This is a genomic window from Lysinibacillus sp. UBA6686, assembly GCF_002455205.1.
GTDB classification, from domain to species: Bacteria; Bacillota; Bacilli; order Bacillales_A; family Planococcaceae; genus Lysinibacillus; species Lysinibacillus pakistanensis.
Genome location: NZ_DKJS01000014.1, coordinates 57,062 through 81,183, shown reverse-complemented (window position 1 = coordinate 81,183; position 24,122 = coordinate 57,062). Strand labels below are relative to the sequence as shown.

Below are 24,122 nucleotides of genomic sequence, written 5' to 3'. Positions count from 1 at the left end.
ATAATGGGTATTGATTGATACATAGTAGTAAGAGAGGCGAGAAAATGGATAAAGCTAAACTATTTTTAATGGCAGCAGCTCCAGTGGCTCTAATTGTGCCAATGGAAGTACAAGCGGCTGATGCGAGTATTGTAAAAATTACTGGAAATAATATTGAAGGGTCTGAAATAACGGCCGATACTTCATTGATTCCGAAAGATAAAGAAATTGATGCCTATCAATGGTTTTCTGTTGAGGGCGAAAACCAAACTCAAATAGGTGTGGGTCATAAGATATCGATACCAGCAGGTGCTGCTGATAAAGCCATTATTGTGAAAGTGACAACAAAAGATGGAACTGAGTATTTAAGTAACAAAATGATCGTCCATGCTACCTTGCAAGTAGCTGGAAATACCTATGTGAACGGTAAAATCTTTCCGGAAATTAATAATCTCAATCCTAAACCTGTAATGAAGAGCTACCAGTGGTATTTCTTTGACAATGGTAAAAAAACACCAATTAAAGGTGCAACAAATATAGAGCTTACCGTTCCAGTTGAAGCGGCGGGGAAACAGTTAGTTGTCGAGGCAACATCAGAGGATGGAAAAAACTATACAAGTACACCAATCTCAATCGATGCGCTACAGTTGAAGTTAGATCCTGATCCCTCCATCACGCCATTAAAAATTAATGGGTATTCGCCAGAAAAATTTGTATTGCCTGGAGATATATTATCCGTTGTGACGCCGACTGTTAAAGATGATACGAGAGATTTAAAAGCAGAGCAGGTTTCGTATGCTTACCAATGGATGTATAAAATGGGTGATTCCTATTCCTTTATTGCTGGAGCAACAGGTGCTACCTATAAGATTCCTACAGACGCATTAGAAAATCAAATTAATAAAATTGTAGTCCGTGTGATAGTAACTGTTGGCACAAAGGAAGCAGGTCCTAGTTACTCCGAGGTGGTAGAAGTAGCAAATAATCCAGCTGAAGGATTAATGAAATCTATCGATGAGTTATTAGAAAGGAATTCAAATAAGGCTATTGTCTATAAATCTTTAGGCTTTACGCAATTTGGTAATGAGCTAACAAGCCTAACAAGTAAATATACAGCATTAACAGCAGCAGCTAAGACAAATGTGACCAACTATGATATTTTAAAGCGTGCTATAGAGGATTATAAAGTAGTGAAGTCTTTAAAAAATCAAATACTCGAGGCACAAAAATTAGTGGATGGTACGGCTAAAATCCAAAAGTTCAAAGCGTTAGATTCAGAATATGAAAAGTTAGATTTATTACAAAGAAGTATTGATATGAGCATGTATACTGACATTCAGAGTGGCTTAGGAAATGCATCACAGAATACAGATATTGCAGAGGTAATAGAGATTAATAAATTAATTTTAGGGCTTTTAGATTCACTGGTAAATGGATCATCCTATGAATTAGTAAAATATAAAAATTCACTTTCTGATTTACAGAAAAACATTAAGGAGATAGAGGATCGTATTGCCAAGCTTTCCAGTGAATATAAATCGACTGTTCAAAATCTGGATATTTTAAATACAGCAAAGGCCGATATTAAAAAAGTGCAGGCCTTTTTAGATAAAGCTAATAAAATAGATGTCAATACTACTGCCAAAAAACAGGTCGCTGCAGCAAAAAACATCCACACAGCCTACGAAAAGCTTAATGTGAAACAGCAAAGCCTAGTACCTAGTACCCTTTTCGATGTGGGTAGTAATCTTGCCAAAGCAGAGACGGCTGAGGAACAAGATGTTACCAATGTTCAAAGTGTGATAGATAAATATATTACATTAGGGCCAACTACTGAGTATAAAGGAATCAATACGATAGAGGACACCAAGGAAATCAATAAAGCTCTTACAATGTATAAAACGCTGACGAAGGAAAATGCCAAAAAGATAACAGGCTATACAGAGCTTTTACAATTGCAGAAGGATATAAAAGCTGCAGACAAGGTGACGGCACAAATTGAAAAATATAAGCAACTGCTGAATACAGAAGGTATCAGTTATTCCAAACTAAATTCAACGTATAACAGTACATTGAGTGCACTCAATAAATTAACGACGCTGCAAAAATCCTTAGTGAAAAATAGTAATACATTACTCTCACCTTCAACATCTGAGCAGCCACCAGGTGATAAACCATTGCCTGAGGCTGAGGTAAAGGCAAAGGAATTGGGAACTGCCTTTGTGGCTAAAATCAATCTTATTATTGCGGTACCAAACAGTAATTTTGCAAGCTATGCCCAAGATATAGAAAAATTAGTGAATGAGTATAAAAGCGGACTTACATCAGCAGCGCGTAAATATGTGACAAATTATAATGAATTAAAAGCGGCGGAAAAAGATGTGAAAGCGGTGCAGTCATTTATAAAGAAAGCTGAAACGGCAGCAATGGAGGCTGATTTGAAAAAGCGTTATGCAAAAATTCAAGGTGTCCAAAAGGCTTATTCAAGCTTATCCGCCAACCAGCAAAAGCTTGCTGGTGCAGATGAAACCTATAAAAATTTAATTACTTCTTTAACAAATAATGACATATATACAGATTTGACCGAGTTAGATCAAGCGATTGCGAAGATTTCTGACGGTAATGCAAGTATAGAGGAGATTAAACAACTAGAAGGTAAGTATAAAAATCTTTCAGCAGCGGAGCAAAAGAAAATTATCAATTATTCAATTTTAAAACAAGCAATGGCTGATGTAAAAAAGGTAGAGGCTTTCATTACTCAATATAATAGAATGCAAGAAAACCCTGCAAAAAATAGTCCAAATGTGATAAAAGCCTTTAATGCACTGACAGCACAGCAAGCAAATCTCGTTCCAAGTCAAATGCGAGATACAATTATTCAACAAGAGAAACAACAGCGTGAATCAAATGATGTAGCATTGGGGTTAGTAAGTAAAATTGACAATTTAGTGAGCTCTGGCATATATATAGCCAATCTAAAGATGGAAGTTGGTAATTTGCGCAGTGAATATGAAGGACTTTCAACAATTCAAAAAAGCTTAGTGAAAAATTATTCAAAGCTGACAAAAGCGGAAAATGATTTAGCAAAGGTTGCTGAAGTTCGTACATTAGAAGAGGCGATTTTAAACGCCGATGACAAACAGGCTGCTAGAAAGGCCTGGCAAAATGCCTTTAATAAACTCTCTAATCAGTTAGAGAAATTATATATAGAAGAGTATCCTACAAGAATCGAATAATCATATCTATAAAACCGTTATTTTGAAAAAGAAAAATCAAAATAACGGTTTTTATTTCGGTTTACTATTATTTTCTTTGATCCGTTACGCTAAAAATGTTAAAAGAAACTCCTTTTACTTTTTTAAAGTATGTGAAGAAATAGCACCCTAAAATGACCATTAATCCACCAACACCTTGTAGCCATGTCAATTGTTCGCCTAAAAACAAAAACGCAAGGATGGCGGTGAAAATGGGATTGAAATTCAAGTAAATACCAGATGCTGTGCCGCCTAATTTTTGTATGCCAATATTCCAAAGGACAAGGCAAACAACCGTAGAGATAACACCTGTATATAAAATTGATAAAATAAAAGAATAATTGATATTATAAATATGAAAATCAAAGATATTCATGGGTAGAAGAATAAGAAGGCCAAATAAACCTGAATATAAGGTACACATTAGGGGAGAAGTCGTTTTCATCGCCCATAAGCTACATACGGAGTATATCCCCCAAACACCTACAGCTAGTACCATCTGTAAATCCCCCATATTATAATCCGCCGAAAATAGTAAATTAATCTTTCCCTTGGACAGAACAATCAGGACACCTAAAAGTGAAATCATCATAGATAAAACTTGGCGTATATTGATTCTTTCTTTTAAAAAGAAATATGAAAAAATAGCAATAGAAATAGTATTTAATGCTGAAATTAACCCAACATTGGTTGAGGTAGTTTGTTCTAGTGCTGAAAATTGGAGAAGGTTAAATAGCGCAACACCTGAGATGCCCATTAAAATTAATGGTAAAACTGCATGTGAAGAAGGGATTATTTTTTTGTCCTTCCACCAAACCATAGGCAGTAGAACAGCAATAGCAATGATCCACCTTAAGCTCGTTAATGTCAGCGGTGAAGCATGATCTACTAGAGATTTGCCAACTACAAAATTTCCTCCCCAAAGCAAGCTTGTTAAGAGTAACAATAACACATAAAACTTTGACATATCATTTAGCTCCTTTTATTTTTCATGCTTAAGCTGAAAAATAGAAGCCATTGTGCACAATGACATTTTCTATATGAATTTGTTAATTATTATATGGTTTTTGTTGATTTTAAGGAATACTATTTTGTATAATTCAAAAAAAACGAAATAAAAGAAAATGAAATGTGTGTTTAAGGAAATAAAATTAATTTGAAAGCTATTTTTAAGCTTGTTTTTAGAATAAACATAAAAGGAGAATGTAAGTGGAATCATTTGTCAGCAAAATTTTAGATGCACTCGATATACAAATTTTAGATATTTTACAAAAGGAATCTCAAATAAGTAATGCCGAACTTGCAAGACGTGTTAATTTGTCCCCACCAGCAACACATACAAGAATAAAACGCTTAGTGAGTGAAGGGTTTATTAATAGACAGGTAGCGATTTTAAATCAGGAGAAGCTTGGATTTGATTTACTGTGCTATGTTTTTATCAGCACAAATATCCATCAAGCTGAACAATTAGATATTTTGGAAAATGCTTTAGAGGCAATGCCAGAAATATTAGAATGTCATTGTTTAACAGGGGAATACGATTATCTGCTAAAGGTAGTAATAAGAGACAGGAGGGAGCTCGATAGCTTTATAAGAAAGTTAAATAAGCTTGGTATATCAAGAATTCAGACTAATTTATCATTAAGAGAAATCAAACATTCTACAGTTTTGCCTATAACTGACGTTGAGTTTGGAAAATAGCTACAGAGTTTAATAAAGTAGTTTACTGAAAAAGTAACGGCAGATTTATCTAAAAGCTTATCTACCGTTACTTTTTCTATTGGAATGAGTCTATCTTTTTCAACAAAAATTTCAATTCATATTGAGTGTACTAATTTTGTCTTAGCATACAAATTGGCATATTAAGCAGAATGAGCACATAATCTATTATTTTTTAGGAATTTTTAGAAAATATTGTTGTGAAAATGTAAAAAGATAGTATAATGAAGATGTAGTTACAATGTTGGTTAAAAATACCTTTTTAAGGATATTATTAACATATAAATAGGTGTAACTATAAAAAACATATGAAATGAGGAGATTTTATGATTAACATGATTCAATTTTTGGAGCAAAATCCGTCAGTAGTATCTTTGTTAAAAGAAAATAAGGCTTCTCTTATTGGCATTACAGAACTTGAACAAAAGGCGATCTTAGATTCGTTTGATGAAGAGCTACGTTCAGAATGGTTTCTGTGGAACTGAGTTATTTTAAAAATAAATGGTTTTGGAGTGCTATAAGTATCTATTTAATAATAGGTGTCTATTTATTATTTGTTACTTATAGCACTTCTTTTTTAGGTATAAAAATAAAACAAGAAGACGGACAATGGATGGTTACAGACTCCTATTATAAAGATTGGGCAAAGAAACAAAAGATATCACCTGGAGATATTGTGCTAAAAATAGATGGTAGCCATATAAATGATATTCAGATTTTCAAATATGATTTTATTATTCGCTCAGCTAATGATTTAACAATATTGAAACCTAATGGTGATAAAGTACATGTACAAATAAAACCATTCGATATTCCTCAAAAATTTTATTATGTATTTGTTGTACCTACTATATATTACTTCCTATCGTTAATACTTTCCGTATATTTGTACCTTAAACAGAAAAATACACCATTATTAAATCTATTAATCTTATTTATACTAACAGTTTCATTAGCATATGTAAGTATAGGAGCGTCTGGAATATTAAACAATGTGGGGGTAATTGTAAATCGTAGTAGTATGCTGCTATGTCCTGTACTTTTAATACATTTTTTAAGGCTCTACTTTGATTTTTTAAATATAAAATGGTTGTTTATCAATAATATAAAGATTCTGTATGTACTCCCTCTATCGGTAGTATTTTTAAGCATTTATGGTATTACAAATAGTTCTACTCATGTTGCGCTTTCAAATATAATCTTAGGGATATTTTTCTTACTACTTATCATAATTCTTGGGATTATGATTTCAGGGAATTTTAAATATAAAATACCACAATTAAAAATATTATTGAGCAGTATTATTATTCCTTTTATGCCCTTTCTGTTTCTATACGCGTTACCAGAAGTTATCTTTCATAAACAAATACTTTCGGCAGATATTTGTTCTCTTTTTTTAGTATTAATACCTTATAGTTTTATTTGTACACAGCTCACTGAACGTCTATTTGATATGGAATACTTCATTACACGCTTACGTCATTATTTTAATTTCTCCTTTGCCTTTACGATTTGGCTAATGATTGGTCTTTATTGGATTACTGATTTATCGATTTCAAGAATGACAGAAATCTTCTTTTTTACTTTTTTGTCTTTAATCGCTCTTTTTTATATAAAAGAGAAGATCGATTATCGCAAGCGAAAAATCCTGTTTTCCACAAAGGGAGATTATATCCATCGATTGTATACAACTGTTGATAGTATAGGTAGAGTGGTGAAAATTGAAGATTTACTAGAAAGATTTGTTCAGGAAGTCTCCCTGCATCTTGAAATCCATCATGTTTATGTACTCACCTATGATTTTCATACACATGCCGTAACTTCAACGAGCAAATTAAAAGAATATACACAAAATCAAGTGGATGAAGTATTCATTGAGCAGTTACGGTTAGGGGATATTAAGAAAACGGCTCATTTTTACGTTGCCTTTATTCATCAAGATACGAATTATAAAAGAATTCTAGTTGTGGATCATAATCAATCTATTTATCTAAAAGAAGAGGAATTATTATGGCTAGAGCTAGTGCTTCTGTATTTAAATAATTTTATTGAAAATACGAAAATGGTTGAGGATCTATTAGAACAGCTAAAGCATATGAAAGCAGCGGATAAAAGCCAACTGCCATGGCTCAATAAATTACTTTGGCTGCGTTTTGAAGAAGAAAAATATCAATTGGCACAAGAATTACACGATACAAACCTACAAGAACAGCTACATATCGCTAGAGAAATGGATGTTCTTGTCCGTACGAAGAATACGGATAATCTTCAAACAAAGCTTTCGAAGATTCATGAACATATGCTAGCTTCTTTAAATGATTTAAGAGGCTATTGTGAAAATTTAAAGCCTCCTTTATTAGATACATTGGGCCTAAATGCTGCCCTTGAGAAGCTTATTCAAAAAATTCATAAACGTGCTGAATTTGTTTTAGTTTATGCTATTGATCGCCTTTACTTAGAGGATGAGCGTTTAAACTTAATGATTTATCGTCTTTTCCAAGAGCTATTGAATAATGCCTTGAAGCATTCATATGCTGATACGGTTGAAATTAATCTATTTGAAACAGACGATGGATTTGAGATTAATTATTCTGATAATGGTGTGGGCTGTAAGATGGATGATATTATTCTTGCTGATTCCATGGGGATTAGGGGAATGCAAGAACGGGTACAGGCTTTTAATGGTCAGTTCTCGATCAATACGAATTTAGGGGAAGGAATGTCCATTCGAATTATAGTGAATGAAGGAAATACTTCCACTACCTATGACTACGATATCTGTAATAAAAGGCATGCTCATAGTACCATAGGATAATCTATGAATAGTAAGCAAAACATGAATCATTTTCATACCTTCTAATCTTTTCTAATGTGCAAAATCAAGCACAAGTAAAGATTAGAAGGTTTTTGCTTTGAAATTAGGAAATTTTATGCTTAGTTAGTAGAAGAGAGGGGTTGTTAGTCTTGGAAAAAGATGAAATGGTACAAAACTTTATCGCACAACAAAATGATTTAAGAGAGCATATTTCTCTACAAAATCATTTCTTAGAGAACCAAATTAGCCTTGTAGCTGGCGTAGATATTGCCTATTGGCATAAAAATAATAAAGAATATGGAGCCTGCTGTATACAAGTTTTTGATTTTAGGTCAAAAAATTTGATAGAGCAAGTTTCGTATATAAATGAAATTACTGTTCCTTATATTTCTGGGTTCTTAGCTTTTCGAGAATTGCCTCTTATTTTAGAAGCTGTGAAAAAGCTGAAAACTCAACCAAGCCTATATATGTTTGATGGGAATGGTTATCTACATAAGCGCCATATGGGAATTGCCACACATGCTTCTTTCTACTTAAAGAAACCAACAATAGGAGTAGCAAAAACTTACTACAAAATTGAAAATATTGATTTCACGATGCCTGAAAATATTGCTGGAGCATTTACTGATATTGTCATTGATGGAGAGGTATTTGGGCGTACGCTTAGAAGTAGAAAGAATGTGAAGCCAATATTTGTATCATGTGGAAACTGGATTGATTTAGACACAGCCACAAATATAACAATGCACTTTATTGACAAAGATAGCCGTCTACCAATCCCTGTTAGATATGCAGATTTAGCTACTCATCAGGCGAGGAAATTGCATCAAGATGATGTGTGAACATGTCGATATATGTGAGAGATGTGAATGAATCTTTTTTAGAGTGAGGGGATTTGAAATTGAATAGTCAAGCGGACAATTTATGGAAATGTATCATTGAGAAAAAGGATAAGGATGCATTGAATCTCCAGCCTGGCGCAACGGCAGAAGAATTTCAGCTAATTGAAAATACCTTAGGTGTGATTCTTCCAGAGGAGATGAAAAGTTTTTATAGTGTTTATAATGGACAAGCATGGGACGTGGGGGTAGAGTCTTTTGTTAGAAATCTAACACTTTCCCCTCTTGCGGAAATTATGGATAATTGGTTATTCCTACAGGAGGAATTTGACCCAGATGATCTGCTTCCAGATATAGAGTATGGCGTTGAAGTTCAACCATTGCTTTGGCATAAAAAATGGATTCCTATCGCTGAAAATGGTGGAGGCGATTATCTTTGTCTTGATACTGATCCCACTGAACAAGGAGTGGTGGGACAGGTGTTGTATTTTTGGCATGATTGGGGAAAGCGAACAACTGATGCAAAGAGTCTTTTTGAATTTGTAGAAAACTGTTTAAATGAAGAAAATGATTCGAATTTTGAATAGGGAGGTAAACGACTATGATTAAGTTGACAATGGAAAAATTAAAGGTTCAGTTAGACCAAATATTTTCGCCCTTTTTAAATCCACCAGCCTCAGAGGAAGAGATACAGAGGGTTGAAAATGAGATGGCTGTAAAATTTCCTGATGAAATAAGAGAGCTCTATCTAATACATAATGGGGAGCGGGAAGATGGACCAGGTTTGTTTTTCGGATTACCGTTTTTACCATTAAATGATGTTTTGCAGGAATGGCATGTATGGAAGCAGTTAGAAGACGAGTTTGCAATGACAGGGAGTTCATATTCAGTCCCAACTGGATATATAAAAGAAAGGTATATTAATCGTTTTTGGATACCTATTAGTAAGGATTTTGGCGGCAATAATATTGGCATTGATGTCGATCCAGATTATCAAGGGCAAATAGGCCAGGTCATTAATTTTGGTCGTGATGAAGAAGTAAAGTATGTAATAGCTACTCAATTATCAGATTTTCTAGAATTTATTGCTGAAACCATTTTTCAGGGAAATTATCAAATTGAACAAGAAGAGGACGATCTCTACTGGAATTATAAAAACAGCACCCATTTTTTGGATACGCTAAAAACCCTTGAATTGCCTGTTCTGCACCATGAATCTCAAACTTTCAAAGAGGAAACTGCCAAATGGATGCAAGATTTAGATTCTGGATGGAAAGAGATAATACAAGAAGAGTATTCTAATCCAGAGAATTTTATCAAAAGAAAGCAGCTTTACTTAATTGGGAAAAAACTCACGCATATTAAACCATTACAATTTTGCACAGAAGTAAAAGAATTAATTTTAACCAGCAATGAATTGACTGATATAACCCCTTTAAAGAACATGCTTTCTTTAAAAAAACTTTATTTAGTTAAGAATCCGCTAAGTGATTTAACGCCATTACAGAACCTTGAGCATTTGCAAGAATTAAATATTAATGATACACAGGTTTTCGATATAACCCCGTTAGTTAGTATCTCACAATTAAAAAATCTAGAAATGGATCAAACAGATGTTAAAGATTTTTCAATCCTTCAACAATGTCAGGCACTAGAATCCTTATCCATTTCAATCGTAAATAAAGAACAGTTAAGACAAATCACTCAAATTAGCAATTTAAAACAATTAGGTATCCATCAATTGAAAAATATTGAAGAGGTGGATTTATTGCAGTTAGATCACCTTGAAAATTTGCAAGTAATAACATTTGAAAATTGCTATTTGAAAAATCTAGATTGTTTATCATCCAGTCGTCAGCTGCGACAAATTATTTTAAAAAATACCGTACTTGAGGATGGAACTGCAATTGGTGCACTAAAAAATCTCAAATGCTTAAAATTAGATGGGACAACAATTGAGAATCTTAAGGTGATTGCAAAATCTTCCTCGCTTCAAATATTTACAGGATCATTTGAACAATTTAATTACTTAAAAGACCTATTTCATCAGGCGATTGACTTTTCTACTATTGTTGGTGGAATGACAGCTGAGGAGCAGAAAGTTTGGCATCAGTATTTAAACACTCATAAGGTCTAAGTATAGAAAAAATCATAAAAATATTATTTTTTATTTAGAAATAGGAGAAAATACACTTTTTAGAAATATTCCGTAAAACGAAGGAAATTCCAAAATTTTGACCGATATAATTGAATAGATGGATAGAGGAGGTAAAAAAATTGAATAAAAAATTATTTTTCACAGTAGCCGCTATTCCAGCAGCTCTTATTGTACCAACAGTGGCAGGTGCAGAGGAAGCAACAGTGACAGTGTTAGGACAAAATATGGTAAATGGTGTGTTAAAGGCTTCTATTGAGAATTTACCAGCGAATTCAATCGTGAAAGGTTACCAATGGTATTATGTTGAAAACGACAATACAAATAAACCAATCTCTGGTGCAACTGCTGCATCCTTTACAGTACCAGTAGAGGCAGCTGGGAAAACAATATTTGTAGAAGCCATTACAACGAATGATAGTAAATATAAAAGTGCGCCACTAACAATCAATACGCTTCAACTGGCAATTGCAAAGCCGACATTTGCCGTTTCTTCTAAATATGTTGTTCCTGGGGAAGTGTTAAAGGCCACAGCCGAAGTGACGGATGCTGCAGGAGCCAAATTACAAAGTAGTCAAATTACATATAGCTATCAATGGTTTTATAAAGTTGGTGAGTCCTTCACGATCATTGACGGGGCTACTAGCGGCACATATACAATTCCAAAAGATGCTTTAGATAAAAGCATGCAAGAGATTATGGTTAAGGTAAAAGCAAAAGTTGGTTCTGCAATTGTAGAATCAGATTTTTCTGATGTCATCACAGTATCGAATGAACCGACAAATTCAATGATTAATGAAATTAAAACATTGCTTAAAAACGACCATCAATACAATGTTTCAAGCCTAGAAGCATTTAAGGGTGAAGTAACAGCGATGGATGCTAAGTATCAGGCATTGACAGCTCCTGCGAAGGCAAATGTGACAAATTACGATGTTTTAAAAAGAGCTGTTGCTGATGTTGAATTAATTAGTAAACTTGCTGAAAAAGTAGATAAGATAAAAGAAGTTAGTGAGAAGGATTTACAGAAGTATTTGAAAGATATTGAGGACTCATACGATAAGCTGGATTTATTACAGCGAAGCTTGGATGTGAATGATAGTTTATATACTAGCATTAAAAACCTTCTAAAAGATCCATCCGATATTGAGCAAATTAATGAGGTAAGAAGATTAAATCAAGCTATTGTAGGCTTATTAAAATACGAAAATGCTTTTGTTAAGTATGTTCCTGCAAGTAAAGAAGCTTTACAAACGGCTGTAGAGGCAATTGAAAAGGATAAAGCCAAACTAGCGCAAAATTACCGCTCAACAGTGCAAAATCAAGCTATTTTAAATGATGCAAAGGCGGATGTAAAAAAGGTTGAGCAATTTATCAAATCATTTGAGAAATTATCACCAAATAATACGCCTAACAAACAGGTTACTGTAGCCAAATCCATTCGATCCGCCTATGAAAAGCTGACATTTAAACAATTACAATTAGTGCCATCCAATTATGTGACAGCGTTACTTCAAGCTGAAGACGCAGAAGATAATCAAATCCAAAAGCTGAATATAGATATAGCAGGTTATATAGGTGGCGCTATCGATAGCTATCCGATAGACCCGTCCGTTTACTCTTGGCAGAGTCATGTTAATAATGTAAACCGCATTATAAATGAGTATAAGAGCTTAACGAAAAATTCTGCAGCAAAAATTATTGGGTATGAGGATATCCTGACACTCCAGAAGGACTTTAAGGCAGCTGAAAAAGTGATAAAGGACATGGATGCTTATAAGAAGCTAAGTCAAACGACTGGTGTAGCGGAAAGTAAACTAAATTCAAACTATACTAGTATATTGAAAGCTTATAATAAATTAACGAATCTACAACAATCGCTTGTATATAATGCTGACGATTTTTTATTGAATACACCAAAGGTTACAGTTGACACAAATGGCAAGGAACCTACTGATAAGGCTGCTGCCGAAGCATTAAAGGGAGATATTGCGAAGCTTGCTGATGTTTCAAAATATTCATTTACACAATTCGAAACAGCTGTAAATGCAGCAACAGCAACCTATAAAAATCTATCTTCTCCTGCACGAAAATTTGTGACAAACTATTATTTATTAACAGCTGCTAGTAAGGATTTGTCTGGTGTGAAATCCTTCCATAAAAAGGTGCAAACGGCTAGAGAGGAAACGGATGCTACAAAGCAGGCTAAAAAAATTCAAACAGTTGAGACGGCATATGCAAAGCTGCCTGCAAATCAGCAGCATTTAGCAAAGCAACAATATGATGATTTACTGAATAATCGTTTAGTAGATGGCAGCGCACCTGATATCTCCAAGCTAAATAGTGAGATTGCAACAATTGTTACGAATGATATGTATATTGTTTCCATCGATAAAATTAATCAGCTTTCAGCCCAATATAATAAGCTAAGTTCTAGTGATAAAAAGCGTATTACGAATGCCTCGATTTTAACCACTGCCGTTTCTGATGTGAAGAAAGTAGATTCCTTCATGAAGCAGTATGAAAAATCATTTAATAGCAACCCGACAACCGTTATAAAAGCCTATGCGAAACTTACTGCTAAACAAATGAGTTTAGTTAGCCCTGCGATAAGACAAGCTATTCTTGATAAAGAAAAAGGGCAGCAGCAATCGAATGATACAGCTTTAAATTTAATTGAAACGATCAATGGATTGCTTGAAAATGGTGAGTATATAGCTAATTTGGAGACGAAGGTAAAAGAAATCCGTACCCAATATGATGCCCTTAGTGCCTCTGAGAAAAAAGTTGTAAAAAATTATTCGAAGCTAACGCAGGCAGAGAATGACTTGAAAAAGGTAGCAGAGATTCATGCACTTTATGTTCCTGCCGGTGAAGGAAAAGAAGAAGCACGTAAAGCTTGGCAAACAGCCTATGGGAAGCTCTCGAAGAAACTAGAAATTCTGTATAAGAATTTGTATAGCAATGATGTTTAAGATACTTTAATTCAATATTGTGTTAATCAAACCTCGAATATGCTTATTATTCGGGGTTTTTTGTAGAGGAAAAGCATAATCTTCTGTAGAATTTATAGCTTTCAATTGTCTAGGCTATAACATATTCGCTATACTATTTACAGTAAATAGTAGGAGTGCTAAATGCACGGAGTAATTGATAGAGAAGGTAGGAGCTATGATGTATAAAATAGGTGTTGTTGGGCCAATTAAATCCGTGGAAAAAATTATCGAATTAGCACATGAAATTGATCAGGATATGACGTTTATTCCATATATTTATAGTATCGCCACTGAAACGAAAGATATTGTAGAGAGCCATAATCAAGATGTAGATTTTTGGCTTTTTTCAGGATACATACCTTATAAAATTGCTAGTCAGACAAGTGTTTCACAGGATAAACTGGCACATATTATTTTTTCGGAGGCAGCTATCTATAAAGGTTTTTTAGAGGAATCCTATAAAAGAAAAAAATTTATCGAGAATGTTAGTATTGATATTATTCCATCTCCTGCACAAATGGCCACAGAAGGATTAGCGGACATTGAACAAAATGTAAGGAACATGTATCTTAAGGAATTTGATGTCGCCATTGATCCGAAGGAATTATTTGAGTTCCATTTTGGGCTTTGGCAAGAAGGAAAAATTGATTTTGCCATCACCTGTTATCCGTCAGTAGATGAGCAATTAAGAAGGATGGGGGTTCCATCATATTGGGTTTCTCCCACAAAAACGGAAATTTACCATACTGTGCAGTTGTTTACGGAAAGAATTAAAACATCCTATTATAAAGAAACACAGATTGGTGCTGTTATGCTGGAAATAAAGGATTTCGACTCTTTGAAGGAGCGAATGAAGCAGGGCTACCGTATTCAATATTTGGAATTACGCATAAAGGAAAATTTATTGCAATTATGCGAACGAATTGATGGCTCTTTAGTGGTGGAAGGAAATGGGAGATATACAATTTTCAGCACTAGGGGAGCTATTGAAGGTCAAATTCAGTTCATCACAGAGAAAATGTATCAGCTGTCCATTGAAATGGAGGGGAAGGTAACAGCAGGGATCGGCTTTGCGCAAACAGTATTTAACGCAGAATTACATGCACATAGAGGTTTACGTCAAACGAAAGCAAATGAATCTATTGATATTGTTATGGTACAGGACGATGGTACGATTATTGAATCCGTTGGGAATATAGAAGAGTTATCCTATTCCTATCGAGCGGAAGATCCAGATATACTTGAAAAATTAAAAAGAGGTAGTATTAGCATCAAAACCTATACAAAAATACAGGCTTTAGTTCAAAAAATGCGTTGGAAGCATTTTACGACAAAGGATTTAGCGACACAGCTTCAAATGAGTGAACGGAATGCTCAGCGTATTGTAGCTGATTTATGTAGTGTAGGTTTAGCAAAGATCGCTGGAGAGGAACTACAACATACTCGAGGTAGACCTATCAAAATGTATCAGCTTGTTATGCATCGTCCTACGTATTAAATAAAGAAATATCCCAAACCATTTACGGTTTTGGGATATTTTTTTGTTACATATATAAGGATTTAAGCGTGGTTTTTTAGATGTCTTATAGCCTTCTTTACGTTTTATCTAGTAGGAATTTTCAAAAAAATATTGTCATTTCATAAAAATTTGATTATTATACGAATATATAACGAAATTGTCGTTATTTAAGGGGTTTTGATTTTATTAGACGGGAGAGATGGATAGCCAAAGTTGGTAGGTTGCAAAGGAAAGCGAAAGGATACAATGAAAATTTAGATGATCATCATTTTGCACAACTATTGCAGCAATAGAGCTACAAGATATGGGAGGGAATGTAATGACAATGAATTCGGTAACAAAAAAATCCAGAAATTTAATACTTGCACTTTTATTTTTAGGATGGTCGTTAGGAAATTTAGATCGATACATTATGAACTATGCGGTTGTATCCATTACAGGTGATTTGAGCTTAGATGCCTCTTCTACAGGAATTATTTTAAGCGCTTTCTTTTTAGGCTATGCCATTATGCAAATTCCTGGTGGATGGCTTGCCGATAAATTTGGCGCTAAGCGAGTTTTATTGATGGCTGTTATAATGTGGTCAATTTTTACAGGTTTGACCGCTGTTGCATGGTCATTAACGGCTATGATTGTTATTCGCTTTTTATTTGGTATTGGAGAGGGGGGCTTCCAGCCGGCAAGCTCTAAAATTATTGCAACAATTTTTCCGAAGGAGGAGAGAGGGAGAGCTATGTCCATTATGCTTACCTCTGGAGGAATTGTATCACTGATTGTACCATTACTAGCTGCTTATTTATTAGGAACAATTGGCTGGCGCATGATGTTCATCATTATCGGAGCGATAGGGGCCATTATTGCCTTGCTCTATTGGAAATATATCAAGCTACCACAGGAGCAAGCCGTTCAAGTAGAGAGGGGTGAGAATGTTTCCCCGAAAGTGAGCTTGAAGGAATTATTTAAGACACCACTGATGTGGAATTTAATTATTGCTTATTTTTGTATCTATGCCGTGAACTGGGGATTAGTTTCATGGATTCCTACCTATTTACAAAAAAATCGAGGTCTTGATTTAATGTCAATTGGCTGGGTACAAACAATCCCTGCAATCACAACAATTATAGGCGTTTATGGTAGTGGTTTTATCATTGATAAATTACCACGAGGGATGGACAAAATCTTAGGCTCCATTTCATGTGCAGTCATTGGCATTTTATTGTATTTAATGTTTACAGCAAAATCTGTATCACTATTTATCAGCTATCAAACGGTAGTCTCTATATTTATTGCCTTTGTTATTACCTTGCTCCCTGCTATTGTGCTAAAGAAATTGCCATCATCCATTACAGGTTCAGCAATGGGCGTTGCCAATACAGGTGGTCAATTAGCAGGATTTGTAACACCGATGGCAATTGGCTTTATGTTAGATGCCTTTAATGGGTCCTTTGATGCAGCCTTTTGGATGTTAATTGGATTTGCAGCAATCTGTATTATTTCACTGTTAACATTAAATGATCAAAAAGGGAAGCTATTGAATTCATAGTTGAATCCCATTTTCTAAGGAGGTAAAAAAAGATGAGTTTTCAAGAAAAAATTTCAATATTAGTCGAATCAAAAAGAGAGGCGAGCATTGAATTAAGTAATGCTATATGGGCAGTACCTGAGCTTCATTTTCAAGAAAAAAAATCGGTACAATTTATGAAAGAAGCCTTAGAGAGAGAGGGCTTTGCAACTGAGGTTGGGGTAGCAGGTCTTGAAACAGCACTAATGGGCACATTTGGTTCTGGGAAGCCTGTTATTGCCTTTCTCGGTGAATATGACGCTCTTCCTGGACTAAGTCAAAAAGGTGGTGCCACTTCTTACGAGCCACTAGAAGAGGGTGGTAGTGGTCATGGATGTGGCCATAATTTATTGGGAACAGGTGCATTTACTGCGGCTGTGGCTGTGAAAGATTACTTAGAACAACATAATCAATCAGCGACGATTCGTTTTTATGGCTGTCCCGCTGAGGAAAATGGTTCAGGTAAGGCATATATGTCGAAGGCAGGTCTTTTTGATGATGTTGATATTGCCATATCGTGGCACCCTGGAACATTTTCAACAGTCATGACTTGTAGCTCTCTCGCAAACTATGCAGCTACCTTTAAGTTTACTGGAAAAAGTGCACACGCAGNNCAGCAGCACCACATTTAGGAAGAAGTGCATTGGATGCTGTTGAACTTATGAATGTTGGGGTAAACTATTTACGTGAGCATATTATTCCAGAGGCACGCGTGCATTATGCCATTACAAATTCAGGAGGAACATCTCCAAATGTTGTACAGCCATATGCCGAGGTAACTTACTTAGTAAGAGCACCCAAAAAACAGCAAGTACAGGAGATTTATCAGCGTGTTGAAAATATTGCTAAAGGTGCCACACTTATGACTGGAACATCATTAGAAATCGAATTTGAAGGCGCTGCGTCAAATCTTATTCCAAATAAAACACTTTATGATGCAATGTATAAGCAATTACTTGAAATTGGTATGCCAACTTATACAATAGAAGATGAACAGCATGCACAAGCTATTTTTAAGACATTTTCACCCGACATTCAGGCCTCTGCTTTAATTGGCTTATCGAAAGAGGATAGGATGTTGTTAAAAGATCAAGTGATTGCACAACATATTCCAGGTATTCTACCAGAATTTATTTTGGGCGGATCTACAGATGTTGGAGATGTTAGCTGGAATGTTCCAACTGTTCAATGTACAACGGTATGTATGGCGTTGGGGACGCCACTTCATACGTGGCAGGTTGTATCACAGGGCATTATGCCGATAGCACATAAGGGGATGTTGCAGGCTGCAAAAATTATGGCTTGCACCGCTATAGAGTGTATTCACAATCCAGCACTGATTGAGGAGGCTAAAAAGGAATGGGAGGAACGTTTGGATGGAGAGACTTATGCATCCCTAATTCCTCAAGGTACAAAGCCTCCAAAGCGTTAGAATAATAGTATAGATTCGGATAGAGCCTTCATAGGTGAACTATGAAGGCTCTGTTTTTTCAAATATGAGAGGAGTTAGATTATGGTAACCGAACATACAAATTCACAGCAACATCTTGTCTCTGGCTGGGTCGAGGAGTTTCGCCCCTTTGCAAAAAATGGACAGTGCGCAAACTATATTCCAGCACTTGCCGAAAAAAATCCCCTCCAATTAGCTATTTCAATTGTTGGACCATCTAGTAATGAAATGAAGGCAGGGGATACTACTGAACTATTTACCCTCCAGAGTGTGTCGAAGGTAGTTACATTTATTTTAGCGTGTATGGATCGAGGATTATCCTATGTTTTAGAACGAGTAGATGTTGAACCAACAGGTGATACCTTCAACTCCATTATTCGCCTGGAAAGCCATCGCCCAGGGAAGCCATTTAATCCCATGATTAATGCGGGTGCTATAACAGTATCCTCTATGCTTTCTGGAAATTCACCACAGGAGAAGATAGAGAAAATTCTCTATTTTATAGAGCAAATGGTTGGTAAAAAATTGAAGGTGAATGAAGAGGTTTTTCAATCTGAATGGCAAACAGCTAATCGAAATCGATCTTTAGCGTATTATTTGATGGATTCTGGTTTTTTAGATTGCCCCGTAGAGGAGGCATTGGAAGTATATTTAAAACAATGTGCGATAGAAGTCAATGTATCTGATTTAGCGATGATCGGATTAGTAATTGCCAATGATGGCTACCATCCTCAATTAAAAACACAGCTTTTCCCAAAACAGGTCGCGAAATTAGCGAAGGCCTTGATGGTTACTTGCGGTATGTATAATGCGTCTGGAAAATTTGCTGCATTTATCGGGCTACCTGCTAAAAGTGGTGTTTCTGGAGCAATTCTTGCAGCTGTGCCTAGTCACGCAAGCTTAAATTCTCCATTTCCTGATGGCTGTGGTATTGGTATCTATGGACCAGCGATTGATTCAATCGGCAATAGTGTGGCAGGAGTAAAGCTATTAAAGCATCTTGCAACTGAATGGGATATGAATATATTTTAAAGCTATATAATTGACGTGATTTTAGTGTAGTTTTTTTAAAGAAGCCCTGGATAGGTTCACTTTTGTAAACTATCCAAGGCAGTTCATCTTAGCCTATTGGTTTAGTTCTTTTTCATTTTATAAATAAACGTGAGTAGTATAAACCAAATAGGTGTTAGCAGTAAGGCTGTACGTGTGGCCTCAGAGATGAACATTACTACTAATAAAAATGCGAAGAAGGCAAGTACTAAGTAATTTACGAATGGCGTAAAAGGTGCCTTGAAACTAGATGCCTCATGTAGTGCCCGTTTTTTTCGTTTATAGATGATATGGGAGATTAATATAATACTCCATACCCAGATAAAACAAATAGCACTAATGGTTGTCACAACACTAAAAGCGTTTTCTGGCATTAATTTACTTAATAAGGCGCCAATCGATACCACAATTGCCGACACGATAAGTGCGTTACTTGGTACACTGTTTTTATTAAGCTTGGCAAATGATGCTGACGCTTGCTTATTGTTGCCCAGATTATAAAGCATGCGGCTTGTAGAGAATAAACCACTATTACCTGCAGAAGCGGCAGATGTGAGAACAACAAAATTAATAATCCCAGCTGCGATTGGGATTCCTGCTAAAGTGAATACTTGTACAAATGGACTGCTTGCAGCAGACATTTCATACCAAGGGTTAATACATAGGATGACAAATAATGCCCCTACATAAAATAGTAAAATACGTAATGGTATTTTGTTAATGGCTGAAGGAATATTTTTTTTAGGATCGGCTGTTTCTGCAGCCGACACGCCAACTAATTCGACACCAACAAAAGCGAAAACAACCATTTGGAATGCCATCAAGAAACCGTTAACACCATTCGGGAACATTCCACCGTGTGCCCAAAGATTTTCCACTGACACAGTGCCTGAGCTTGTTTGAAAGCCTGTAAATAGCATGATAAGCCCAATAATAATGAGTGCAACAATCGTGATAACTTTGATAAGGGCAAACCAAAACTCTAATTCCCCAAATAATTTTACCGTTAATAAATTTAAGATTAATAGTAGAACTAAGCAGCCTATCGCTGGTATCCATTGAGGTATATCAAACCAATATTTCGTATATACACCAACAGCAATAATGTCTGCCATGGCTGTCATAATCCAGCAAAACCAATACGTCCAGCCTGTGACAAAGCCTGCCCAAGGTCCTATATATTCTGTAGCAAAATCAGTAAATGATGTATAACCAGCTTTTGATAATAATAGTTCACCTAATGCACGCATCACAAAAAATAGAGCGATGCCGACAATTAAATAGGCAAAGATAATGGCAGGCCCAGCGAGTGCTATGGCTTTCCCAGATCCTAAAAATAAACCTGTACCGATTGTCCCTCCAATGGCAATAAGCTGCACATGGCGATTCTTTAAATCTCGTTTTAATTGCTGTTGTTCCACGTTAATCCCCCTCAATGATGTAGAAAATATGACTGGAAAATAAAAAAAGACTAGTCATGACACTAGTCTCGTAAACGTCAGAATAACAAATACCATTTATGGATGTTGACGATAAGGTAAACATTCGGTTGGTATATCTTTCATGATGAAAGTTGATATTACTCCTCTGTCCTTTTGCCTGAGATAGTGAACCCTTCGGCGACGCAAGCTGCGCTCTCTCCAGAACTGCTCCTGCTATAGTTTAATCCATAGCATTCATAGCTTATATTGTCGTGATGACATTATTTTAAGATATTATACATCCTATCAATGGTTGCATCATTATTCAAGAACAAATTTTAGCTATTTTCAGAAAAATAGAAGAATGCGATTTAGATAGAGAAATAAATTATAGAAAATAGTATTTTTAGGTCATACAATTGTTTTCTTAATTTTGGATTGATACGATGTGAGAGTGATTACATTGGAAATTCGAATGCTTAAAATAGAGGGGAGAGAGGACGATTTGAGAGTACGAGCGGTCAAAAAAGTGAGGAGAGTCATCAAATGAAGAATTCAAATGTTCAACAAAGAGGTAAAAACGTCCAATGATATGGTGCATTAATAATCTATTCATGAGGTGAGTAAATGGAACGAATAAAGAAGGCTGCAGAGATATTGGCGAAGGAAGGAGGGTACGAACAGGTTAAACATATGCTGTTAGATGTGCTAGCTGAAGAAAAAAATGTTATAATCCTCCATAATTTAGCCGATTTATTGAAGGAAAATGAAGATTATGAAGAAGCGTTAGACTATGCCAAACAGGCTGTTGCTATGGAGCCTAAATCTTATTATCCGTATGCATTACTTGGCGAATTGTTGATGCGACTTGTGAACGATGAAAGTGCACAGCCATGGCTAGAGAAAGCCTATACTTTATTTGAGTCCCCAGTTGTCGCTCATAATTTAGGATGTATTTATAAACGGCAACAAAAGTTTAACGAAGCGGCTACATATTTTATCCAATCCTATAAATCAGAGGATTACGGGCTAATGAGGGCTGTTGAATGTTTTGTCTTGGCTGGAGATACAGATAGTGCTTATAAATGGATTGATGTTATTAAGCGGGATCAGGAACGCTTTATTGGAGAAGTCGAACTAGGGGAGTTATATAAAAGCCTAGGTCACTATCAAGAGGCCGCCGAATGGTATGCTAAAGGTTATCAGCATTATGCACATACGGTTTGCTGGATCTCCAATTATTTATGGGTACTGCATCAACTGGGGCATGAAAAGCAAGTAAGAGATATTCGCGCCGCTTTTCTGGAAACATTAACAACAGAATTATTGAAATTACCAGAGGATGCAGTGGAATATGAAATGACATGTGAGGAAATGAAGGAAGAGGAGCAGAGATTGCTAGCGGATATGGAGCGTGTGAGAAATGCTCATTTGCAGGTTGGCCTCTCGAATGATGATGAGCTGTATATTGCATCTCGTTGCTTTACCTTTTTCTGCCCCATGCATGATCAAAGTTGTGGTGAGCAAGAAATAGGTAAGTAAATGTATGTAATGGATATAATATAGTAGAAACTCTGAATTTTTTGCAAAAAGGAAACCATCTCATAGTCATTTGGGATGGTTTCTTTTTGTCGAAACGACGCAGCGTAGTTAAATATGTTTAAATCTACTTCTCGATTGAGAAAGAACGTGGTCCTCGCGCCTTAACGATTCTGCTACATGCTTATTTTTTTGATTTTATTTTACCTGTCCAAGTACGGAAGCCGCCTTGAAGCTGGTAAATTTGGTTGTAGCCACGCTTTTTAAGAAACAATGCAGCACGTGAGCTACGGCCTGTATTTTGACAGTATAAATATACTGGTAAATCTGGGCGAATTTCTTTATAACGTTGACGTAGTGTAGTTGAAGGAACATTGCGAGCACCAAGGATATGGCCAGCATCAAATTCTTTCTGCTCTCGTACATCAATAAGCTGAGCTTTACGATAGCCTTCAATAAATTGTTCTTGTGTTAGGTTTGTCACTGCTTTTTTTAGTCTCATTGCATTTATTCCGATATATGCAATTAGGACTACTAAAACAACACCGATTGTGATAAGTATGTCCAAGATTTTCTTACCCCTTTCTATCTTCTTTATTATTATAAAAGATGCGCTAGCGATAGTCCATTGAGTTTGATAAAATTAACTAGATTGTGGCTAGAATTACGATAACTATATGCATTGGTTTACGTGGATGTAGTTCATCAACGCTACAGAAGTAGATGAGTGTCACTATTTATGATAATTCGACATTGAATGTTATGGTATATTTTGACGCCCTTTCGCTAAGATTAATTAAATAGTTGTGGGAGATGAAAATATGACAACTTGGTATTTTCTAAATTCAGGAAAATGTAGTCCTTCTTTTAATATGGCATTAGATGAGGCATTGCTTGATTGGCATAGTGAAGGATTGATTCCACCCGTTATTCGTTTTTATGAGTGGGAGCCAGCTACGCTTTCCATTGGTTATTTTCAACAAGCAAAGCGAGATATTAATATAGAGGCAGTGGAGCAGCAAGGACTTGGTTTTGTTCGTCGTCCAACAGGGGGTAGAGCCGTTTTACATGAGCATGAGTTGACATATAGCGTCATTGTTACTGAAAGCTATCCAAATATGCCAGAGTCGGTGACAGAGGCCTATCGAGTGTTAAGTGAAGGTATACTACAAGGCTTTCATAATCTCGGGATGGATGCATATTTTAGCGTGCCGGACACAGAGGAAAAAAAGGCAGATTTAAAAAAGCCGAAAAGTGCAGTTTGTTTTGATGCTCCAAGCTGGTATGAACTTGTGGTAGAGGGGAAAAAAGTTGCTGGTAGTGCACAAACACGTCAAAAGGGTGTTATTTTACAGCACGGAGCCATTTTACTAGATTTAGATCAGGAAAAATTATTATCCGTTTTTAATTTTTCAAGTGAAGAAGCGAAGGACCGTATGCGTAGAAAGCTACCAGAGAAGGCCGTTGCCATTAATAGTCTTGTCAAAGAACCTGTAACCATTGAACAATGTGTGATAGCTTTTCGGGATGGCTTTGCAAAATCGTTGCAAATTGATTTAAAACCATTTACACTTTCTGAGGAGCAATTAGAATATGTCCATGCACTAGAAGAAAAAAAATATGCATGTGACGATTGGAACTTCAAAAAGTAAAAAATGGTATAAGAAAAATATTTTTTTATCGTTCAAACCTTGTGATGGCAAGCAGTTCTGATTCTATTCCAAATTGCAAGAGTTGAATTAAAAAACTATATATAGTATCTTTTTTTAAGACAAATACACAATATGTAGTGTTTAACAACACATGATATTGTGTATTTATTGTG

At 35.6% G+C, this 24,122-nt stretch carries 16 protein-coding genes, 1 pseudogene and 1 riboswitch; of the genes and pseudogenes, 14 read left to right on the top strand and 3 right to left on the bottom strand.

Going from position 1 to position 24,122, the window contains the following annotated elements; translation table 11 throughout:
* Window positions 1-44: 44 nt before the first annotated feature.
* Window positions 45-3,215, top strand: a complete 3,171-nt coding sequence (locus B2R82_RS04130; protein WP_286923657.1) for a hypothetical protein — start codon at window positions 45-47, stop codon at window positions 3,213-3,215.
* A gap of 67 nt (window positions 3,216-3,282) precedes the next feature.
* Here B2R82_RS04130 and B2R82_RS04125 read toward each other — a convergent pair whose 3' ends face one another.
* Window positions 3,283-4,200: a DMT family transporter gene (locus tag B2R82_RS04125; protein WP_286923656.1), complete on the bottom strand. Its 918-nt coding sequence runs from the start codon at window positions 4,198-4,200 to the stop codon at window positions 3,283-3,285.
* 242 nt (window positions 4,201-4,442) lie between these two features.
* On the opposite strand from B2R82_RS04125, the gene B2R82_RS04120 reads away from it, so the two are divergent.
* The 11 genes and pseudogenes from B2R82_RS04120 to B2R82_RS04070 all read left to right on the top strand — a co-directional run bounded on the left by B2R82_RS04120 (window position 4,443) and on the right by B2R82_RS04070 (window position 19,319).
* Window positions 4,443-4,934, top strand: coding sequence for an Lrp/AsnC family transcriptional regulator (locus B2R82_RS04120; protein WP_286923655.1), 492 nt, complete (start codon window positions 4,443-4,445; stop codon window positions 4,932-4,934).
* A gap of 344 nt (window positions 4,935-5,278) precedes the next feature.
* Window positions 5,279-5,437 carry a competence pheromone ComX gene (gene comX, locus B2R82_RS04115; RefSeq protein WP_286923654.1) on the top strand — a complete coding sequence of 53 codons (159 nt, stop codon included), beginning with the start codon at window positions 5,279-5,281 and terminating at the stop codon, window positions 5,435-5,437.
* Window positions 5,428-7,767, top strand: coding sequence for an ATP-binding protein (locus tag B2R82_RS04110; protein ID WP_286923653.1), 2,340 nt, complete (start codon window positions 5,428-5,430; stop codon window positions 7,765-7,767). The genes comX and B2R82_RS04110 overlap by 10 nt, the downstream gene beginning before the upstream one ends.
* A gap of 164 nt (window positions 7,768-7,931) precedes the next feature.
* Window positions 7,932-8,609, top strand: coding sequence for an endonuclease V (locus B2R82_RS04105; protein ID WP_286923675.1), 678 nt, complete (start codon window positions 7,932-7,934; stop codon window positions 8,607-8,609).
* A 59-nt stretch (window positions 8,610-8,668) separates the two neighbouring features.
* The gene (locus tag B2R82_RS04100) at window positions 8,669-9,193 is read left to right on the top strand and encodes an SMI1/KNR4 family protein (protein WP_286923652.1); all 525 of its coding nucleotides are present in this window, start codon (window positions 8,669-8,671) and stop codon (window positions 9,191-9,193) included.
* Between the two features lie 14 nt (window positions 9,194-9,207).
* Window positions 9,208-10,743: an SMI1/KNR4 family protein gene (locus B2R82_RS04095; protein ID WP_286923651.1), complete on the top strand. Its 1,536-nt coding sequence runs from the start codon at window positions 9,208-9,210 to the stop codon at window positions 10,741-10,743.
* A gap of 140 nt (window positions 10,744-10,883) precedes the next feature.
* Window positions 10,884-13,736: a hypothetical protein gene (locus tag B2R82_RS04090; RefSeq protein ID WP_286923650.1), complete on the top strand. Its 2,853-nt coding sequence runs from the start codon at window positions 10,884-10,886 to the stop codon at window positions 13,734-13,736.
* Window positions 13,737-13,932: 196 nt separating this feature from the next.
* Entirely contained in the window at window positions 13,933-15,255 is a 1,323-nt protein-coding gene (locus tag B2R82_RS04085) for a hypothetical protein (protein WP_286923649.1), read from the top strand.
* A gap of 340 nt (window positions 15,256-15,595) precedes the next feature.
* On the top strand, window positions 15,596-16,819 hold the full coding sequence (locus B2R82_RS04080; protein WP_286923648.1) for an MFS transporter: 1,224 nt from the start codon (window positions 15,596-15,598) through the stop codon (window positions 16,817-16,819).
* Window positions 16,820-16,851: 32 nt separating this feature from the next.
* Window positions 16,852-18,269, top strand: a pseudogene (locus B2R82_RS04075) (M20 family metallopeptidase).
* Window positions 18,270-18,350: 81 nt separating this feature from the next.
* Complete coding sequence (locus tag B2R82_RS04070) at window positions 18,351-19,319, top strand: glutaminase (RefSeq protein WP_286923647.1); 969 nt, start codon at window positions 18,351-18,353, stop codon at window positions 19,317-19,319.
* Window positions 19,320-19,420: 101 nt separating this feature from the next.
* Here B2R82_RS04070 and B2R82_RS04065 read toward each other — a convergent pair whose 3' ends face one another.
* Window positions 19,421-20,758, bottom strand: coding sequence for an amino acid permease (locus B2R82_RS04065; protein WP_286923646.1), 1,338 nt, complete (start codon window positions 20,756-20,758; stop codon window positions 19,421-19,423).
* Between the two features lie 156 nt (window positions 20,759-20,914).
* Window positions 20,915-20,991: riboswitch (glycine riboswitch) on the bottom strand.
* Between the two features lie 394 nt (window positions 20,992-21,385).
* Between B2R82_RS04065 and B2R82_RS04060 the strand changes: the two genes are divergently transcribed.
* Complete coding sequence (locus B2R82_RS04060) at window positions 21,386-22,300, top strand: tetratricopeptide repeat protein (protein WP_286923645.1); 915 nt, start codon at window positions 21,386-21,388, stop codon at window positions 22,298-22,300.
* 181 nt (window positions 22,301-22,481) lie between these two features.
* Here the strand turns inward: B2R82_RS04060 and B2R82_RS04055 are convergent, their stop codons facing one another.
* Entirely contained in the window at window positions 22,482-22,865 is a 384-nt protein-coding gene (locus B2R82_RS04055) for a rhodanese-like domain-containing protein (RefSeq protein WP_283868640.1), read from the bottom strand.
* 253 nt (window positions 22,866-23,118) lie between these two features.
* Between B2R82_RS04055 and B2R82_RS04050 the strand changes: the two genes are divergently transcribed.
* Window positions 23,119-23,949, top strand: a complete 831-nt coding sequence (locus tag B2R82_RS04050; RefSeq protein ID WP_286923644.1) for a lipoate--protein ligase family protein — start codon at window positions 23,119-23,121, stop codon at window positions 23,947-23,949.
* Window positions 23,950-24,122 lie beyond the last annotated feature (173 nt).

Excerpts from the sequence above, each read along its gene's own strand:
- B2R82_RS04130 (WP_286923657.1), top strand. The coding sequence starts at position 45 with ATGGATAAAGCTAAACTATTTTTAATGGCAGCAGCTCCAGTGGCTCTA.
- B2R82_RS04125 (WP_286923656.1), bottom strand. The coding sequence starts at position 4,200 with ATGTCAAAGTTTTATGTGTTATTGTTACTCTTAACAAGCTTGCTTTGG.
- comX (WP_286923654.1), top strand. The coding sequence starts at position 5,279 with ATGATTAACATGATTCAATTTTTGGAGCAAAATCCGTCAGTAGTATCT.
- B2R82_RS04105 (WP_286923675.1), top strand. The coding sequence starts at position 7,932 with ATGGTACAAAACTTTATCGCACAACAAAATGATTTAAGAGAGCATATT.
- B2R82_RS04095 (WP_286923651.1), top strand. The coding sequence starts at position 9,208 with ATGATTAAGTTGACAATGGAAAAATTAAAGGTTCAGTTAGACCAAATA.
- B2R82_RS04085 (WP_286923649.1), top strand. The coding sequence starts at position 13,933 with ATGATGTATAAAATAGGTGTTGTTGGGCCAATTAAATCCGTGGAAAAA.
- B2R82_RS04080 (WP_286923648.1), top strand. The coding sequence starts at position 15,596 with ATGACAATGAATTCGGTAACAAAAAAATCCAGAAATTTAATACTTGCA.
- B2R82_RS04070 (WP_286923647.1), top strand. The coding sequence starts at position 18,351 with ATGGTAACCGAACATACAAATTCACAGCAACATCTTGTCTCTGGCTGG.
- B2R82_RS04060 (WP_286923645.1), top strand. The coding sequence starts at position 21,386 with ATGGAACGAATAAAGAAGGCTGCAGAGATATTGGCGAAGGAAGGAGGG.
- B2R82_RS04050 (WP_286923644.1), top strand. The coding sequence starts at position 23,119 with ATGACAACTTGGTATTTTCTAAATTCAGGAAAATGTAGTCCTTCTTTT.